Source organism: Roseofilum sp., assembly GCF_982964205.1.
On the sequence record NZ_CEZBFX010000109.1, the window covers coordinates 1 to 17,244 of the forward strand.

A 17,244-nucleotide genomic window follows, 5' to 3' on the forward strand; every position below is an offset into this window, starting at 1 on the left:
ATGTACAGCTTAGTCTAGGTTTGTCATAGTTTGTCTAAGTTTTTTAGAACGGTTTGGGCAAACCCTGAAGGGCAATGGGAATCGGTAATAGGCGATCTCTGTGCCTCCGAGTCTCACAATCCTCCCATCTCTGGATCGATCTGATAACTGAGCCACTCAGTTCCCTCCGCAGTGGTTTGAGGACGCAACAGTCGCCAGGTTTCTCCCTCGATTTGTTCCTGGACATAGATTTCAAAGGGATTTTGGCGCTGTTTAAGAGACTGTCCAGACAGTTGAATATCGAGATTATAGGTTCCTTGGATATGGAAGGTGGGTAATTTCTGGTCAGGGAGGCGATCGCTACTACTAATCTGAATCCCTTTAACATCAAGTTGGGGCGATCTTTCAATATGCAGAGGAGTATTCAGTTGTACTTGAGTCAGATGCAGTTGTAGGGCGATCGCTTTTTTCACCAGAGCTTGCCTGGGACTGCCTCCGGTGTTACTACAAGCCACTAATAGCCCAATTAGAACTATGACCATCAGTTTACCGATCCATTTCCATATTCTATCCATAACCACCTGATTACCCTGTCAGACCAATCCCATTGTATCGGTTTAGAGCCATGTTTCATTTGAATAGCCACATGTTATAACTAGAAAGAAACACACACAAGGGGTTCAACCCTTTATCGGTCAGAGACTACAAGAGTCTTACCCCTAGGGTGACACTACCAACAAGGTCAATAGATTCATGGAAATTTGGGTCATTAGTTTATTTCTCATTGGGCTAGGTTTAGCTGGATTTGGGGCAATTTGGACTCTAGTGATTTCCTTTGGAGAAAGCATTTTTTGGGGAATCTCCTATCTATTTTTACCCTTTATTGGTGCGCTTCTATTTATTAGTATAAAATGGAATAAACGGTCGGTTAAGATGAGCCTCTTCTCTCAACTGGTGGGCATAATCTTCATGGGAATTAGTGCGATTCTTGCGATCCTGCAAAATTGGAGCTTCCAAAACATTATTGCTCACTGGACTCCAAAAGAAAAATCGGAAACTTCTGTGACTCAAGTGAGGCTCAACTATCCCAAACAAACTGCCCTATCAGTCGAAGTATCTCCTGAAACACAACCTCCCTATGAACCCTCAATTTCTTTAAGATCCTATGGTTCGCGCTCTCAGTTTAAGCGCTATATGGAAGTGGGGTATCATGCCTTCGATCTAGAGGATTATCACACTGCACTGATTAATTTTGAACAAGCCTTAAAAGAGCAACCTGATAATACTTACGCCAAAAAAGCGGTTGAAAATACCCAACAGCGCATTCAACAAGGCAGCTATACCCAGCTCATGAATGCTGGATATCAAGCATTCGATCGCCAAGACTATGCGATCGCCCTCGAATACTTTCAAACCGCCCTCGAACACCGTCCTGGGGACTCCTACGCCCTCAAAGCGATTGATAATACGCAACGCAAGCTTAACCCTTAATCTGGATCGTTACTTAACTCCGGTTGTAACTCAATAGTAAACCGAGTCCCCTCTCCTGGAGATGAATCACACCAGAGTCGTCCTTGATGTTTTTCCACAACAATTGTATAACAGATCGATAATCCCAAACCTGTCCCTTTACCCGGCGGTTTAGTGGTGAAAAAAGGATCGAACACTTGAGAGCGGATAGACTCTGGAATTCCATTCCCATTATCAGCAATAGAAATTCTCACGTTTGCCCCTTCAATTTCCGTTTTAATCTTAATGTAACGATCGTTTCCTATTTTCTCATCTAACGCATCAATTGCATTACTCAGAAGATACATAAATACCTGATTTAATTGTGCTGGATAACAATCAATCAAAGGTAAATCACCATAGTCTTTAATAATCAGTATTTCAGGACGATTTTCTTTCCCTTCTAGACGGTGATTTAAAATCACCAGAGTGCTATCTATTCCCTCATGAATATCGACAGACTTCATCTGAGCCTCATCCATGCGGGAAAAATTGCGTAAGGAGGTCACAATTCCCTTAATTCTCTCAGTTCCCGACTTCATAGATGTCAAGATTTTTTGTAGATCTTCCTGGATAAACTCCACATCTTTATCTTCTAAGGACTCTTGTAGTTCAGCCTCTGGATCGGGATAAGTCTGTTGATAATCGTTCAGAAGTTCTAATAAATCCTTAGCATATTCTTGAATATAGCTTAAATTTCCATGGATAAAACTGACAGGGTTATTAATTTCATGGGCAACTCCAGCCACTAAATTTCCCAAACTAACCATTTTTTCATTTTGAATTATCTGCGCTTGAGTGCTTTGTAACTGCTCCAAGGTTTGCCTTAATTCTTGGGCTTGCTTTTTCGTTTTTTCAAGTAAATCAGCCTGTTGAATTGCTACTCCCAATTGCTGACTGATTTGACTGACAAATTCTATTTCAGTCGCCGTCCAATTCCTAGATTTACCACACTCATGAATGCAGAGTAATCCCCATAGTTCATTACCTTTAATTAAGGGCGTAACTAGATTAGCTCTGACTTGAAATTGGGCTAAAATTTCTCGGTGACAATCACTAATTTGGGGAGTGTAAATATCTGGAATAGCACTAATACGTCCTTTTAAGTATTCAGCCGCAAACTGTTCCCCAAAGCAATGATCGTAAACTTGAATCGAACTAGCGGGTTTCCAAGGAGATTTCACATCCTCACAAATGACTTCACCATGCCAAGCTAAATCAGAATTAAATTGAAAAACGGCTACTCGGTCTGTATTGAGAACCTCAAGGAGTTGGACAACCGTCGTTTTCAAAATGGTTTCTAAATCCAAGGAAGACCGGATTTTGGAGATCACCTCTGTGAGTAAGCGATAATAGATGAGGCGATCGGAGGATAAATTACAACGGACATCTTGACCTGCTTGATTCCAAGTCAGTGTCATTGATCCTTCTCTATTAGCTCTATTAGACAAAGTATTATTCATAATAAACTGCATGGGAGCGCTAATCAAAATTAGAGGACTTTATGTTGACTGAATATGTATTTAGATTCATGCACCAACTGATAATGAAAAGATTAAGGCTCTATTCAAATTTCACACCCTTCTTTATCATAGTGTGTTTTTCTCATTTTGCTTGAAGGATCTGTTCAATAGAATCCTTAATACCAATAAAGATTAAATAGTTAAGGATTTGATGGAGTACTTCCCGCTGGGGAGTAGCCTGTATTGCTTAGGGGCTAAGGTTCTAAGCTGTACTCTATAGAAAAGAGAAATCCTATATATTTGTTCCGGATATTACCTCCTATTTGGATCGTACTGATTTGATGGTAAGGAAGTTGGATTTGAAACCTGGGGATAAGTATCATTAAAGTGTTCTTGATTGTAATGATAGACAGTGCGAATGGGATAGGGGATATTAATTTCTGCACCATCACAGGCATTTTTTAAGGCTAACATCACCCGAGTTTGAATGCGGCAGACTTCTCGTTGATTGGGAATTGTCCAATAGCGTACTTTTAAATCAATGGAGCTATCCCCAAAGGCGATCGCGCTAGAGATTAGAATTCCCACAACCCAAGCCGCTACAGAACTCAATTGAATTAATAGAGAGCGCAGCGACTGATTTTTGATTGTCATATCTGTGACGCGAGTGGCCGGCTTGCGGGCAAACTTAGCAGCCCAAGAGGTAAACATCGAAAAGGCGATCGCCACTAAAATCCTTGGAAGCGCCTCAATTCCAGCCCCTACCAGATTCAGGATACTTTGTTTGATTTCTTGAAATAATACATTCATCGGGATGAGGGAACCCTGAACTTTCACTCATTATTGTATACCGCTATGGGCTTGGAAAACCCGGAGATTCCCCATTACCCAACATTAATTCAGTATAAATCGGGGAGGGGTGAGCCAAAATAGGTCACTGTGTCCCACAGGAGAACCCACATCCGGTAAAGCAATGCCGATAATACCGGCTTTTTTGACAATCAGACGTGATTTTACTTCTCCCCAAACCAAAGACTCCGCCCAATATCCAAGATTCGGTTCATGCCCGACTAAGGCTAACTGTTCATAGTTACGCCATGTTTTCCCCTCCTCCCACCAGGATAAAAGATCGCCTTCAGGGGCTAAATGGGATGATGTTTTTACGTCCTTACTCAGTCCCACAGTTTGCAAAATTTCCGCTGTTTGTTTAGCCCGGATAAGGGGACTGGTGAGAATCAAATCAAATGTAATCCCTAATTCCTGCAAGCGTTGGGCAACTTTAGTGGTTTTCTTGATACCCTCTGGGGTTAAGGGGCGCTGGCGATCGTCTTGGGTATAATCGTCTCGATTAGCCGCTATACCATGACGGATTAAGTAAAGGTTAGTCATAATTTTTTATTCCAGATTTCCAAACTTTTCTTGATAACGGTTTAAGAGGGCTTGTAATTCTTCAGCTCGTTGCCGTTCTTGTTCAGCTTGCTCTATGGCTTCTTGTCTAGCTTGAGATTCTGCTTTCAACGCAGCCCTTAACTCAGAGGAAATTAATAGCTTTTCTCCTGTATCTTGCCGATAAAATCCAATGAGCTTTCCTTCAGGCAGCAGCCGCAAGTTTAGGGCTTGGCTAAGGCTATCGGTAATCAGTTGATATGTCCCTGTCACTAAACGATATCCTTGTAATTGTCCTTCAATCCATTCTCCTTTGGGGTCAAAGAGCCAATATTCTTCTACTTCGAGTTGTTCATAGAGGTCTTTTTTGAAGCTCAGATCGCGATCTTTAGTACTTTCTGAGGTCATCTCAAAGATTACTTTGGGGACTTCTCCTTCTTCCCAGATTTTATAGTTATCTCGGCCGCCTGGCTCACCGTCAAAGATGACCATGATATCAGGAGCGGTGCGAAGCCGGGGAAATCCTTGGGAATAGTAGAGAAATTGGTCAGCGAGGACGGTGACTTGTTGACCGGCAAGATGATTTTTTAGCACTTCAAGAGTAGTTAGAATTGCATCGAGACGATCGTAAGTTTCAGCCATGGGTTCACCGTCGGCACTAGGGTAAAGAATGGAGGTTGATGGAGAAGTTGAGGATGTAATGAGGGAAGTCATAGAGATTAAAATTTTTCATTAGTTTTCAGGTTGGAGTAACCATAACCCAGTGTAGGTCATGCCAGAATTGTCGGGTTGAATGAGAAGAAAATGTAGCCCTTTACTTTGTTGTTTTTTTTGTTCGTATTGGTGACCGGCTTGGCGAACTTCGCTATCTTCAAAGGTGGTAATAATCCACCGATCGCTCAATCCGGATTCGAGAATGAGACCATCTGGTTGACCGGGAATAAAGTTAAGACTGATAGGGTTAGCCTCAGTAAACCATTGGGCTAATTGCAACGATTGGCGATCGCCATCAATAACGACTCCGGGAATAGGAAGCGTGGAGGGAATACCCAGATTAATCGGCCAAAGGTCTTCGGGTAGGGATTTAATGGGAATGGGGCGATCTCCAATTCCTTGAAGTAAATCTTGAGCGCTAACTGTCGCAAACCGCCAGCGATCGCCCCATAATTCCTCGGGTAAGGGCAGCGGAGGAGGGCGATCTAAGCGAATAGGATGCTTTAACTCATCAACGATCCACTGTTTCAGGGTGGGGGTACGTCGGATGGGAATGACTGGAATACCCAGGGTTTGAGCAACGGGTTCGAGTAGATGGAGGGTTTGGGGACGGAAAACGTGTAGCTCATCCGGAAGCGCTGCAAATTGCCCAAATTCACTCAATAACCAATCACGACTAACTTGTGACTGAGGACAAAGGGCACGATAGCGAAACGTTCCAGGGGACGGTTCACAAATCCATAACTCCCAGAGTATTTCCTGGGTGTTGGTTTCTGAAGGGCGGCGATAACAATCGACTTGCCAAGTCTGCATAGGAATCTATCCAAATCGTTATGTTTTCTTTACAGGAGATTCCGTTTGGGAAAAATCATGTCATCTTAGATCGTATGCTAACCCAAGGATTTCTAGAAGTGCTTATGGAACCTGCCCTAACTCAATTTGGTACTCAGATGTCTCGCTTGAGTGGAGTGCGAGCCATTATGAAAGATATTATCGAAACGTTGCGTGCTGGAGGAGGGCAGCAATTTATTAATTTGAGTGCGGGGAATCCCGTAATTTTACCACCAGTGGAACAGGTGTGGCGCGAATGTACGGCTGATTTACTCGCAAGTCCTGAATATGGGGAAGTTGTCTGTCGGTATGGATCTTCCCAAGGCTATCAACCGTTGATTGATGCGGTGGTGACTGATTTCAATCAACGCTACGGCTTGAATTTGAGCGATCGCAACATTTTAATTACTCCAGGCTCTCAGTCGGTTTATTTCTATGCCGCTAATGCCTTTGGGGGCTATACTTCTGAGGGGAAACTCAAACAGGTAGTTTTACCCCTAAGTCCTGAATATACCGGTTATGGTGGAGTTTGTTTAACGCCGGAAGCTCTCAAAGCCTATCAGCCCAAATTAGATATTGAGGAAGGCAATCATCGGTTTAAGTATCGCCCCGATTTTAGTCAGTTGAGAATTACGGAAGATACGGGATGTTTTATTTTTTCCCGTCCCTGTAATCCGACAGGTAATGTTCTCACGGATGAGGAAGTGAAGAAAATCAGTGGGTTAGCCTCAGAATATAATGTACCTGTGCTGATTGATTCTGCCTACGGGCCGCCTTTCCCCGCCTTGAATTTTACGGAAATGACTCCTCAATTTGGCGGCAATTTGCTCCACTGCATGAGTTTATCGAAGGCTGGATTACCGGGCGAACGCATTGGAGTTGCCATTGGCGATCCAGATCTGATAAGTATTTTAGAAGCCTTCCAGACCAACTTGTGTATTCACTCTTCTCGCTATGGTCAGGCGATCGCCGCTAGAGCCATTCAATCGGGTCAATTGGCAAATTTATCAGAAACTGTCATTCGTCCCCATTATCAAGGCAAATTCGCCCAATTGGAAGCCAGTTTAACCGAGGCTATGCCCAATAGTCTACCTTGGTTTTTACATAAGGGAGAAGGAGCAATTTTTGCTTGGTTATGGTTGCGTGATTTACCGATTACTGATTGGGAACTCTACCAAAGTCTGAAAAAAGTTGGCATAATTGTGGTTCCAGGAAGTACATTTTTCCCTGGCTTGCAAGAAGAATGGGTTCATAAACATCAATGTATTCGCATTAGTCTAACGGCAACGGATGAAGAGATCTCGACTGCCATGAGCAGACTAGCCCAAGTCGTAGAAGCAACTTATTTGCAAACTGCGGTATCTCGTTAATTGGGTTATGGGTAATGGGAATTGGTAAAACTACGTGTTTGCTATTCCCTATTCCCTATTCCCTATTCCCTAGCGCGAAGCGCTATAAAGTTTATGAGTCAAAATGAGTGGATTGAAATTGGTCATATTGTTGCTGCTCAAGGATTAGATGGGCAAGTGCGGGTTTATCCCGATTCCGATTTTCCCGAGCGGTTTTTAGAACCAGGAATGCGCTGGATACAACGGTTGGGTGAAAAGATACCTCAACCGATAGAGTTATTGGACGGGCGCTTAATTCCGGGCAAAGGACTCTATGTGCTAACCTTCGATGGAATAGACACTCGCGATCGCGCGGAAGCCTTGAAAAAAGCTAAACTTTTCGTTCCGGTGAGCGATCGCCCCCAATTAGAAGATAATGAATATCATGTCCAAGATTTGCTCGGTTTAGACGTTTGGATACAGGAAACCGGAGAAAACTTAGGAGTGGTGATCGATCTCATTACCGCAGGAAATGACCTACTGGAAATCAAATTACTAAATCAGAAAGACGCAGCCGATCCAGAAGAGTCTGAAGTGTCTCCTAAACCCATTCCCAGTCGCAAAAGTAAAATCAAGAAGCCGCGCCGCCAAACTAATCGACCAAAAACGGTTTTAATTCCGTTTGTGAAAGAGATTGTACCTGTGGTTGATCTAGAGAAGGGGAAGATAGAAATCACTCCTCCTGAAGGATTAATTGAATAGGCAATTGTTCTATAGCGATTTCAAATGATTTTTAAACCCGATCCCTCAATCCTATAGTATCGATAATGATTAAAAGCCCCCTACGCTATCCCGGTGGTAAAGCAAGAGCCATCAAAAAAATCATTCAACATCTGCCCAAGGAATTTAACGAAAACTGGGAATATCGAGAACCGTTTGTTGGTGGGGGAGCTTTGTTTATTTATCTCAAGCAAACGTATCCAAGCTTAAAAATTTGGATTAATGACTTGAATCCGGAATTGTTTCTCTTTTGGAAAGTCGCGCAATCGGATTTAGATCGATTAGTCTCAGAGGTACGGAACGTTAAGGGAAGTTGTACCGATGGGAAAGGGTTATTTCGGGCGTATTTGCAAGTTAACGTAGAAGACTTATCAGAATTAGAGCGGGCGGTTCGTTTTTTTGTCCTCAACCGGATTAGTTTTTCTGGAACTGTGGAATCCGGTGGGTTTTCTCAGCAAGCATTTTTAAGACGGTTTACGGATTCTTCGATCGATCGTTTGGCTAAGTTAGCGCCTGTGTTGCAAGATGTGAAAATCACCAATCTTGACTATAGTGAAGTGCTAAAACCGCATGGTAAATGGGTTTTTATTTTCTTAGATCCGCCCTATTTGGTTGCCACAGGTTCTAAGTTATATGGCAAAGATGGTAATCTCCATACCAGCTTTGAGCATCAGCGCTTTGCCCAAGAGATGCAAGCTTGTTCTCATCGCTGGTTGATTACCTATGATAATTCCCTAGAAATTCGCAAAAATTTTGAATTTGCCCAAGTTTTCGAGTGGGAATTGCAATATGGGATGAATAATTATAAACAAGCTTCAGCCGCGAAAGGGAAGGAGTTGTTTATTACTAATACTCCCAATCTCTCTATCTAATCTTCTGTAGGATAGAACAGTAGTCCCTATTCCCTATTCCCCATTCCCTATTCCCCATTCCCCATTCCCTATTCCCCATTCCCCATTCCCTATTCCCTATTCCCTAATTCCTATTCCCTAATTCCTATGAATGCACCTCTCGAACGAATTCAACTGTCGCAGACGGCGAAGGATCAGCTAACGAAACTGAAACGGTATACGAAAATTGAACAGTGGAATATTCTGTGTCGTTGGGCGTTTTGTCGTTCTTTGGCGGAACCGTCGATCCCGTCTCCGGTTCCCATTCCCCGTGATAGTAATGTGGAGCTGTCTTGGCGGGTTTTTGGTGGGGAGTTGGCGGAGGTTTTAGCGATCGCCCTCAAACAACGCTGCGTTAATGATGGACTCGGCACCGATCCGGAAACTCTGGCACTTCAATGTCGCCGTCATATCCATCGGGGAATTGGCTATTTGGCGGGCGATCCGAATCTGAAGAAGATTGAAGATTTAATCCGGTTGTGCGATCTCTCTAGCCTTGAGTGAGCGATCGCACGGCTGGGACTCAGTTATTGCAAGAGTTCTGCAATAAACTGGAAACACCTTCCAGTCTACTTATTGATAATTTTTCTGGATTAGTTCAGATTATCCAGTCCCAGACATTAAGATAAGATTCTGATTAAATCTAAGTTGACAAAAAAAGCTAGATCGTGTACCAATTCCCCTGTCTAAGTTGGCACTGGATCTTTACAAAACTTAAAATAAAAATTAATTAGGAATTCCTCTCATTAGTTGTACAATATCTTATAAATTAATTTTTAGTAACTTTTCCTAAAGGAAACGACAGGATGACCATGAGATTGAATCGACGACACTTTATTCTCGCAGCAGGAACAGGAATCGCAGCGGTTGCGAGTAAGAATATAATTAGTAGAGGACCGGCGATCGCCCAACGAACCAGCTTAAACCTCTATTCCTCCCGTCACTACGACACCGATGATGAACTTTACGAGAGCTTTTCCCGTGCGACGGGAGTTAAAGTTAATCTGATTGAAGGCAAGGCAGAACAACTCATCGAACGAGTTAAAAGCGAAGGGGCAAATACCAGAGCCGATGTTTTACTAACCGTTGATGGAGGTAACCTGTGGCGAGCCAAACAAGATGGTATCCTACAATCAGTTAACTCTTCGACCCTGAACCAGAAAATCCCCAATAATCTCAGAGATCCTCAAGGCTATTGGTTTGCCTTCTCGAAGCGAGCTAGGGTGATTATGTATAATAAGAATAAGGTGAGTAAATCCCAACTCTCTACCTATGAGGATTTAGCCGATTCAAAATGGAAAGGGAAAATTTTAATTAGAAGTTCGAGCAATATTTACAACCAATCTCTGGTTGGTTCCTTATTAGCAGCCCATGGTGAAGATCAAATCCTAGCTTGGTCCAGAGGCATGGTTTCTAACTTTGCCCGATCGCCAGAAGGCAACGATACCGCCCAAATTAAAGCTTGTGCTGCCGGAGTCGGTGATATTGCGATCGCCAATAGCTACTATCTCGCTCGTTTAGGTAAATCAAGCGCGCGGGAAGATCAACAAGTCTTTAATACTGTAGGCATCTTCTTCCCTAACCAAACCGGCCCCAATGGTCGGGGAACCCATGTTAATATTAGTGGCGGTGGTGTTGTGAAACACGCCAAAAATCAACAAGCAGCGATCGAATTTTTAGAACATCTCGCAGAGCGTCAAGCTCAACAGTTTTTCGCGGAAGGAAATAACGAGTATCCTGTGGTTGCTGATGTTCCCCTTGATTCTGTGCTGCAAGGGTTTGGTAGCTTTAAATCCGATCCTCTCAACCCCGATGTCTTCGGTAAGAATAATGCAGAAGCCTTAAAATTAATGGATCGAGCCGGTTGGAAATAGTGGTATCGCTTGCATTGCTTAGGAGCTAAGGCTTTAAGCTGTACTTGATAGAAAAGAAAGTCGCGATAACAAGCAAGTAGGGTAGTTTATTAATGCACCCTACTTGATTCACCTCTAAGAAGAAGGCTGAATGCGCTCCACCCTTCCTGTACTGCCATCCATTTTTACCCAATCTCCATCTTGCAAAAAACGGGTAACTCCGGGAATTGAAACAATGGCGGGAATACCCATTTCTCTAGCAACAATGGCAGAATGGGAGAGTAAGCTACCCCGTTCGACTAATACTCCAGATGCGGCAGGAAATAACATAATCCAACCGGGATCTGTACGTTCGGCAACCAGGATTCTACCGGGTTCTAGGATGGCGTTTTCTGGATTGGTAATTACTTTTACTTGCGCTTCGACAATGCCAGGACAACAGCCTAAGCCTTGCAGAGTAGAGTCGGAGTTATCGGAGGGTGTGACAGAAGCGTGGTTTTCCTGGAAACGATTGCCTTGATAGACAATGCCACGGGTTTCAAAGCGATCGCCAATCTCAGAATTCTGCTGATATTCTGCAAACTCCGCCTTTCTCAATTCTACCAAACCTTGCAAATGGGTACAAGTATTCGTCCCTTCCACAAATCCTAAAATCTCGTTGACTTCCAGATAAAAGATATCGCGATCGTCCTGGAGGAGATCGAGCGCAACGAAGCGCTTACCAAGTTCGACAAAAATGCGGCGTACATGGCCAAATAAGCGAGTTCGTTCAAAGCGGAGATTTTCGCGATCGCGCACTCGCTCCCTAGCATTATACAACACCCAATCAAACAGCCAGCGTTTTAAACCAAAGTGTCCCAAAGTTTGACTAACTTTCACCTCCGCTGCTTGGCGCAAGTCCGCCGAAACTGAAGCAGAATCTTGGAATTGCCCGGATTTTGCCAGTTGACCCACTGAGCGCAAAAGGGGTAGAGGATTATCGAATAGAGTGGGACTTTCTAGTTTCAGCTCTCCCAAACAGCGATCGCCAAATTTGTGCAAATATGCTTCATACTTTTGCTCTACCTCTGGGATATTTTTCAAATGGGACAAAATCGCGCCCAATTCTCCCTCACAGAAAACTTGAGTTAGTCTCTCATCTTTAGCGACTAAACGAGCTAATTCTTTCACCCGTATCGCTGGTTCTGCGCTAATCATACCCCCTTCACCACTAATTAAATCATTTTGCAACGTCCCCGTACTCTCGTTGCACCAAGATTGAGCCAACTTTTGCAAAATACCATAGAAAATCATCGCAAAGAAATCATTAATCAACGGTGCGTCCCAACTGCGTAATAACTGCCGTTCTAGATCCCGGTAATGAGCCACTAATTCATCAGCACGTAAATCCTGAAGTTCTAATCCCTTAAATTTCTTTCCTAACCCTTGTGCCAATCGCTGATAAAATCCCTTGATCTTAGACTGTAATAAAATAAAGTTGAGTCCTAAGCCAGCAACAGTTCGCAATAAGTGTAGGCTATCCATTATCTGCACCGAGAGCGCTGTTTTTTGACTCACTTGAATGCCGATAGACTCTAAAATTTCATCTGAAATAGGTTCTTTTACACCCATCATCTGCTCCATAAACCGGCGATTGACTTGAAACCCAGGCAACAGAGACAAAACCTTGTACCAACTCAGGAGATTATAGTAAACGCGTCCTTGTAGTAATCCAATCATGCGATTAAACGTTTGGGAATTATTTTCCACCACTGTTCTATCCACACCCATTAACAGACAAAACTGCCGGTACACTTCCTCATAAGCGCGACGAGCAAAGGAAAAGGTTAAGGGGGTGGTCACTCCACTATAGCTTTCGGAGATATTGCTATTGTCCCAAAGATTCAATTGACCATCAGGATCGGGTAGTTTGGCTAATCCGGTAATTGGTCGTGCTTGGAGCAAATAGACTCGATTATTTTCCACCGCCCATTCTATATCCTGGGGACGACCAAAATGCGCTCCGACTTGATAGACTAAGTCAGTAATTTGGTCGATCGTGTCTGCCTCTAACAAGGGCTGATCTTCTGGAGCAGAAATGACTGTTTTTTGGCGATTGATACGATAGGTTTGCCCATCGACTTCCCCCGAAACTAAAGCATCTCCAACTCCTGAAACTGCGCTAATCACCGTAACCCCCCGTTGACCGGTGACGGGATCGGCTCCAAAGGCGACTCCGGCAACCTCGGCATTGACCATGCGCTGAACGAGGACGGCTGGGGGTTTGGGGTTGCCCAAATGATGTTGCTGACGGTAGGCTAAGAGGCGATCGCTAAATCCAGAGCGCCAAACTTTGACCACTCGGTCAGTCACCTCCTCCACAGACACAAATAGAAAGCTCTCCAATTGTCCCGCAAACGAATAGTCTGCCCCATCCTCATCCACCGCCGAAGAGCGTACTGCCACCTTTTCTCCATGGGGAGAGAGAATAGTTAGGGCTTGTGCTAATTCCTCTTTTACCTTATGATTTAAGTGCAATGCTGCAATATCATCAGAAATAGTGCCCGTTGCCAAAGCTTCCTGTTGTTCCTCCGTTAAACACTCGTAAAATGCACTGGGTGACACCACAAACCACTCAGGAATAGGCAAATTAAGAGCTTGCAATTGGGCTAGGGCAGCGCCTTTACCCCCTAATTCTTGAGAATGGGTTGTGTTTTGAGTAGTGAGGATGTAAGTCATAGGATTTGAGAAAATAGGGAAGAAAAATGGACGATCGCCAACTCAAACTTGTAGAAAGAACTGTAGTACACGAATATTATTTTAATCTACTACTTAGAGGGAGGTTTAATTTGTATTTGCGGTTAAAGATACGCTTGTAGCACTTCACAAGTAGCCTGTCCAGTATGACACCAACTAAATTGTGCTGCTCTTTTGAGACTTGCTTGACTGAGATCTTCTCGTGCTTGAGGCTCTTGAATCAGGGTTTCCATGGCAGCAGTAATTTCTGGTACTTGGTAGGGATCGACTAAAATAGCGGCATCGGCGGTAATTTCGGGAAGGGATGAGCAGTTAGAGGTAATGACTGGAGTTCCACAAGCCATGGCTTCGAGGACGGGTAAACCAAAGCCTTCCCACAAACTGGGGAAAATGAGGGCGATCGCCTGATTCATCAGGATAGGAAGTTGTTCTGATGACACATAGTCAAGGAATTTCACTTGCTCAGTTACTCCCAGTTCGTTAATTTGAGCGATTAAACTGGGGGTGTAGCGGCGATCGCTCGGTCCCACTAACCACAACTCGTATTCTCGATCGCGGGGTAGCTTTGCAAATGCCTCAATCACCCGATGCAGATTTTTATAATTCACATGACGACCAACATAGAGAAAATAATTAGAAACAGGTAAATTTAAGGGCTGAAACCGATCCCGATCGTAACCGAGTAAAATGGGAGTGATGCGATCGGCTTTGATCGAAAAGTAATCCACGATATCATTTGCCGTTGCCTGGGAATTACAGATAATATGAGTCGCTTGATTGAGAACTTGTGGCAGATAATACTGGGAATATAGGGTAAGGGGCGATCGCCTTTCCGGAAACCGCAAGGGAATCAGATCGTGAACCATCACCACAAACCGACACCCCTGAAATAACGGCGCTTCGGGTAGAGGAGAAAACAGTAAACTCCCTTGCAGCTCGCGATAGAGTTTAGGTAACCGAAACTGAGTCCAGAGTAACCGTTTGAAATGACCTTTTGCTCCTTGTTCTGGCGTTTGTCCTCCAGGAATTGGATAATGGCAGTACCCCTCTAACTTTCGGGCACTTAACAGGGTTGGATTCAACTCTCTCAGATAAGGTAAAATATTCAGAGTATAGGTGCTAATTCCCGTGGGTTTGTTCATTAGCACAGCTAAGTTAATTAAAAGACAATTGCTCATTAGAAAAATTGACTATAAACACAGTAAAACCATATAATAAATAATACAAGAAAATCAAAGTTAGTCATTACTCCTGACTTTTGACTGAATCATTAATCATGACCAATTTCGGATAGGGTAAGATGTCCTGTGGAGGGGTTCTATGTCCTGTAAATTAGTTCATTAGAACCGCTAAATGAATTACTAGACGCTCATTGATTAGGACAATTAGATCTCATGAATATTCTCATTGTTCACGCTCATCATGAACCCCAAAGCTTTTCCTCTACACTGTACCGACAGGCAGAAAAGACTCTAAAAGCATTGGGCCATACAGTAGAAACTTCTGATTTGTATCAAATGGGATTCGATCCTGTCTCCGATCGCCGCAATTTTACCTCAGTCCACGACCCAGATTATCTCAAGCAGCAGCTCGAAGAGCGACACGCCAGCGAAGTGAATGGCTTTGCCTCCGATATTGAGGCAGAAATGCAGAAACTAGAACGTTGCGATGCACTGATTTTTAACTTTCCCCTCTGGTGGTTTGGAATGCCTGCGATCCTTAAAGGTTGGTGCGATCGCGTTTTGGCTATGGGGCGAATTTATGGCGGGCCGAAACTATACGAAAATGGTATAGGTCAATCTACTAAACGGGGTTTAGCGATCGTGACTACTGGGGGTGGCCAGACCGCTTATGATGGTTGGGGATTAAATCCAGGAATGGATAGGGTTCTGGCTCCTATCCAGCATGGTATTTTCTGGTTTAATGGCTTTTTGCCTCTCGAACCCTTCATCGCTTGGTCTCCAGTCCGCATCAGTCAAGAGGAGCGAGTGGCTTACTTGGAACAGCTTGATCGCAAACTCCAATCCTTGTTTGACGAACAACCCCTACAGTTACCGAAAATGGAAGATTTTCCCAACTGGGGACATGATACGCAAAAACGCTTTATGGTGGTTGGAAGTCGGAAACGTCCACTGGATGAGAAGTATCTATCGTTAGTTGCTGCGGAACTGGAGACGATCGCCCGGTGGCAGAAGGAAGGTAAGGTGCTTAATTTTACGATCGCTGCGCCAGAAGATCCCAACTGGCGAGGATTTCTGACCATGCGAGGACGCGATCGCCAGGAAATCGACACCCTTTTAAGCCAACTGCCTCTAGTTGACTATTTGAGCTTTGAAATTACTGAACTCACTGATTTAGCGGGATTCTAATGTCTTTCTTATACAAGCATACTCAAATTGGGACAATTATTCTTGTTCTCTTAGCGGCTCTTTTGCCCCTGGTATTTTTCTATCTCTATAAAGGCTTTTTAGGGGTGGGAGCGAGTGTTTTGATCGGGATTTTAATACTTACCATTTTGTTGAGTACATTAACTGTGACCATTACCTCAGAACGGATTAAATGTTCGTTTGGAGTGGGTTTAATTCATAAAAGCTTTCCCTTGTCCAATATCACCAATACAGTGATTGTCAGAAACCCCTGGTATTATGGGTGGGGAATTCGCCTGACTCCTAGGGGATGGATGTTTAATATATCGGGGTTAGATGCGGTAGAAATTGAGTTAAATTCTCAGTCCTATTTTCGCATTGGCACGGATGAACCACAAGCTTTAAAATCAGCGATTGATGAAGCCATTGAAATCGATCGTCAACTCTGATGAGAAACTCTGGCTTGCAAAAATTGCTGTAACCCTTGCCAGCGTCCTTGGTAGTTATCGGGATTTTGCTTAATCCAATCGAGGATAATTTTTAGACTAAGATAGCCCAAGTTTAAGAGCAAGGCTAGAGGGGTTCCATGTTGCTGTAAGAAGTAAAGTTTGCTAAAGGTAGCGTGATGGAGTTTCGCTTTGAGGTTGCGATCGCTAGTTGCAGACACTTGATGGATGACTAAGATCGCCTGAGTGACGGCAATAGAATAGCCTTGTTTGAAATAGCGCTCGCATAGATCGTTGTCTTCATAGTAGAGAAAATAATGAGAATCGAATTGGGGACAAGATTCAAATTGGGCTAAATTGAGAATTAGGCTACATCCGGATACCCAGCGAGAAGGAATAATTTTAGCAGGCCGATTTTCTGAGGAGGCAATGGGACGTTGATGGGGGAGCGATCCGAGCCATCGATTAAAGTGTCCTTGGGTAAACCAGGAATTGCCTTGGCTGTCTTGAATTTGAGTCCCTAAAATGGCTAAGTGAGAATGTTCTGCAAAGCAGGTGTGAATGTAGGGAATGGCAGCATCAACTAGGGTAGTATCGGGATTGATTAACCAAATAATGCTGTGAGGAGCGCGCTCATAAATCCAGTTTAATCCTAAATTACAACCCCCTCCAAAGCCTAAGTTTTCAGGTGCAGTCAGCAGGGTTAAGTTGGGATAGGTTTGGGTTAGGGGTTGAAGGGTGAGATCGTCTGGAGAATTGTTAACGAGCAAGATATGCAGGTTCGCTAAATCTGGTGGTGGAATGGACTCAAGGAGTGCTTGAATTAAGTCTGTAGAGTAATAATTAATGATTAATAGATATAGCATTTTGAATTGAAACGTGAAAAATGGTTTTCCCATTACCCATTACTTACAGCGCTTTGCGCTGTGATGGGGGGATAGGGGGAGCAAACAACAGACTTGG

The 17,244-nt window shown here is 43.7% G+C and carries 17 protein-coding genes; 8 read left to right on the top strand and 9 right to left on the bottom strand.

What is annotated here, in order from left to right; all coding sequences use genetic code 11:
- Positions 1-113 precede the first annotated feature (113 nt).
- On the bottom strand, positions 114-521 hold the full coding sequence (locus tag AC3A14_RS20050; protein WP_318733535.1) for a hypothetical protein: 408 nt from the start codon (positions 519-521) through the stop codon (positions 114-116).
- Between the two features lie 211 nt (positions 522-732).
- Between AC3A14_RS20050 and AC3A14_RS20055 the strand changes: the two genes are divergently transcribed.
- Positions 733-1,470, top strand: coding sequence for a hypothetical protein (locus AC3A14_RS20055; RefSeq protein WP_318719172.1), 738 nt, complete (start codon positions 733-735; stop codon positions 1,468-1,470).
- Here the strand turns inward: AC3A14_RS20055 and AC3A14_RS20060 are convergent.
- The 5 genes from AC3A14_RS20060 to AC3A14_RS20080 form a co-directional block, all read right to left on the bottom strand.
- Positions 1,467-2,909, bottom strand: a complete 1,443-nt coding sequence (locus AC3A14_RS20060; RefSeq protein WP_318733537.1) for a sensor histidine kinase — start codon at positions 2,907-2,909, stop codon at positions 1,467-1,469. The genes AC3A14_RS20055 and AC3A14_RS20060 overlap by 4 nt on opposite strands.
- 354 nt (positions 2,910-3,263) lie before the next feature.
- Positions 3,264-3,761, bottom strand: a complete 498-nt coding sequence (locus AC3A14_RS20065; RefSeq protein WP_318733540.1) for a mechanosensitive ion channel family protein — start codon at positions 3,759-3,761, stop codon at positions 3,264-3,266.
- A gap of 84 nt (positions 3,762-3,845) precedes the next feature.
- Positions 3,846-4,340 carry a phosphohistidine phosphatase SixA gene (sixA, locus tag AC3A14_RS20070; RefSeq protein ID WP_318719175.1) on the bottom strand — a complete coding sequence of 165 codons (495 nt, stop codon included), beginning with the start codon at positions 4,338-4,340 and terminating at the stop codon, positions 3,846-3,848.
- A 6-nt stretch (positions 4,341-4,346) separates the two neighbouring features.
- Positions 4,347-5,051, bottom strand: coding sequence for a Uma2 family endonuclease (locus AC3A14_RS20075; RefSeq protein WP_318719176.1), 705 nt, complete (start codon positions 5,049-5,051; stop codon positions 4,347-4,349).
- An 18-nt stretch (positions 5,052-5,069) separates the two neighbouring features.
- A complete protein-coding gene (locus AC3A14_RS20080; RefSeq protein WP_318733542.1) occupies positions 5,070-5,864 on the bottom strand; it encodes a Tab2 family RNA-binding protein in 795 nt (264 codons plus the stop codon).
- Positions 5,865-5,968: 104 nt separating this feature from the next.
- On the opposite strand from AC3A14_RS20080, the gene AC3A14_RS20085 reads away from it, so the two are divergent.
- The 5 genes from AC3A14_RS20085 to AC3A14_RS20105 all read left to right on the top strand — a co-directional run bounded on the left by AC3A14_RS20085 (position 5,969) and on the right by AC3A14_RS20105 (position 10,754).
- Complete coding sequence (locus tag AC3A14_RS20085; RefSeq protein WP_413039240.1) at positions 5,969-7,252, top strand: valine--pyruvate transaminase; 1,284 nt, start codon at positions 5,969-5,971, stop codon at positions 7,250-7,252.
- A gap of 93 nt (positions 7,253-7,345) precedes the next feature.
- The gene (rimM, locus tag AC3A14_RS20090) at positions 7,346-7,972 is read left to right on the top strand and encodes a ribosome maturation factor RimM (RefSeq protein WP_318719179.1); all 627 of its coding nucleotides are present in this window, start codon (positions 7,346-7,348) and stop codon (positions 7,970-7,972) included.
- A gap of 65 nt (positions 7,973-8,037) precedes the next feature.
- On the top strand, positions 8,038-8,862 hold the full coding sequence (locus tag AC3A14_RS20095; protein ID WP_318719180.1) for a DNA adenine methylase: 825 nt from the start codon (positions 8,038-8,040) through the stop codon (positions 8,860-8,862).
- A 126-nt stretch (positions 8,863-8,988) separates the two neighbouring features.
- Entirely contained in the window at positions 8,989-9,384 is a 396-nt protein-coding gene (gene dndE, locus AC3A14_RS20100; RefSeq protein WP_318733547.1) for a DNA sulfur modification protein DndE, read from the top strand.
- 308 nt (positions 9,385-9,692) lie between these two features.
- Complete coding sequence (locus AC3A14_RS20105) at positions 9,693-10,754, top strand: Fe(3+) ABC transporter substrate-binding protein (protein ID WP_413039241.1); 1,062 nt, start codon at positions 9,693-9,695, stop codon at positions 10,752-10,754.
- A 114-nt stretch (positions 10,755-10,868) separates the two neighbouring features.
- Here AC3A14_RS20105 and AC3A14_RS20110 read toward each other — a convergent pair whose 3' ends face one another.
- Together AC3A14_RS20110 and AC3A14_RS20115 are read right to left on the bottom strand one after the other, a co-directional pair.
- The gene (locus AC3A14_RS20110) at positions 10,869-13,451 is read right to left on the bottom strand and encodes a PEP/pyruvate-binding domain-containing protein (RefSeq protein ID WP_318733551.1); all 2,583 of its coding nucleotides are present in this window, start codon (positions 13,449-13,451) and stop codon (positions 10,869-10,871) included.
- A 122-nt stretch (positions 13,452-13,573) separates the two neighbouring features.
- Positions 13,574-14,647: a glycosyltransferase family 4 protein gene (locus tag AC3A14_RS20115; protein WP_413039144.1), complete on the bottom strand. Its 1,074-nt coding sequence runs from the start codon at positions 14,645-14,647 to the stop codon at positions 13,574-13,576.
- 216 nt (positions 14,648-14,863) lie between these two features.
- Between AC3A14_RS20115 and AC3A14_RS20120 the strand changes: the two genes are divergently transcribed.
- Positions 14,864-15,838, top strand: a complete 975-nt coding sequence (locus tag AC3A14_RS20120) for an NAD(P)H-dependent oxidoreductase (RefSeq protein WP_318733554.1) — start codon at positions 14,864-14,866, stop codon at positions 15,836-15,838.
- The gene (locus AC3A14_RS20125; RefSeq protein ID WP_318733556.1) at positions 15,838-16,284 is read left to right on the top strand and encodes a hypothetical protein; all 447 of its coding nucleotides are present in this window, start codon (positions 15,838-15,840) and stop codon (positions 16,282-16,284) included. Before AC3A14_RS20120 ends, AC3A14_RS20125 begins: the two co-directional genes overlap by 1 nt.
- On the opposite strand, the gene AC3A14_RS20130 is transcribed toward AC3A14_RS20125, so the two are convergent.
- The gene (locus AC3A14_RS20130; protein WP_318733558.1) at positions 16,275-17,147 is read right to left on the bottom strand and encodes a glycosyltransferase family 2 protein; all 873 of its coding nucleotides are present in this window, start codon (positions 17,145-17,147) and stop codon (positions 16,275-16,277) included. The two genes, AC3A14_RS20125 and AC3A14_RS20130, sit on opposite strands and share 10 nt — an antisense overlap.
- Positions 17,148-17,244: the final 97 nt, after the last annotated feature.

Excerpts from the sequence above, each read along its gene's own strand:
- AC3A14_RS20060 (WP_318733537.1), bottom strand. The coding sequence starts at position 2,909 with ATGACACTGACTTGGAATCAAGCAGGTCAAGATGTCCGTTGTAATTTA.
- AC3A14_RS20125 (WP_318733556.1), top strand. The coding sequence starts at position 15,838 with ATGTCTTTCTTATACAAGCATACTCAAATTGGGACAATTATTCTTGTT.
- AC3A14_RS20105 (WP_413039241.1), top strand. The coding sequence starts at position 9,693 with ATGAGATTGAATCGACGACACTTTATTCTCGCAGCAGGAACAGGAATC.
- AC3A14_RS20080 (WP_318733542.1), bottom strand. The coding sequence starts at position 5,864 with ATGCAGACTTGGCAAGTCGATTGTTATCGCCGCCCTTCAGAAACCAAC.
- rimM (WP_318719179.1), top strand. The coding sequence starts at position 7,346 with ATGAGTCAAAATGAGTGGATTGAAATTGGTCATATTGTTGCTGCTCAA.
- AC3A14_RS20130 (WP_318733558.1), bottom strand. The coding sequence starts at position 17,147 with ATGCTATATCTATTAATCATTAATTATTACTCTACAGACTTAATTCAA.
- AC3A14_RS20095 (WP_318719180.1), top strand. The coding sequence starts at position 8,038 with ATGATTAAAAGCCCCCTACGCTATCCCGGTGGTAAAGCAAGAGCCATC.
- dndE (WP_318733547.1), top strand. The coding sequence starts at position 8,989 with ATGAATGCACCTCTCGAACGAATTCAACTGTCGCAGACGGCGAAGGAT.
- AC3A14_RS20075 (WP_318719176.1), bottom strand. The coding sequence starts at position 5,051 with ATGACTTCCCTCATTACATCCTCAACTTCTCCATCAACCTCCATTCTT.
- AC3A14_RS20115 (WP_413039144.1), bottom strand. The coding sequence starts at position 14,647 with ATGAGCAATTGTCTTTTAATTAACTTAGCTGTGCTAATGAACAAACCC.
- sixA (WP_318719175.1), bottom strand. The coding sequence starts at position 4,340 with ATGACTAACCTTTACTTAATCCGTCATGGTATAGCGGCTAATCGAGAC.
- AC3A14_RS20085 (WP_413039240.1), top strand. The coding sequence starts at position 5,969 with ATGGAACCTGCCCTAACTCAATTTGGTACTCAGATGTCTCGCTTGAGT.
- AC3A14_RS20065 (WP_318733540.1), bottom strand. The coding sequence starts at position 3,761 with ATGAATGTATTATTTCAAGAAATCAAACAAAGTATCCTGAATCTGGTA.
- AC3A14_RS20120 (WP_318733554.1), top strand. The coding sequence starts at position 14,864 with ATGAATATTCTCATTGTTCACGCTCATCATGAACCCCAAAGCTTTTCC.
- AC3A14_RS20110 (WP_318733551.1), bottom strand. The coding sequence starts at position 13,451 with ATGACTTACATCCTCACTACTCAAAACACAACCCATTCTCAAGAATTA.
- AC3A14_RS20050 (WP_318733535.1), bottom strand. The coding sequence starts at position 521 with ATGGTCATAGTTCTAATTGGGCTATTAGTGGCTTGTAGTAACACCGGA.
- AC3A14_RS20055 (WP_318719172.1), top strand. The coding sequence starts at position 733 with ATGGAAATTTGGGTCATTAGTTTATTTCTCATTGGGCTAGGTTTAGCT.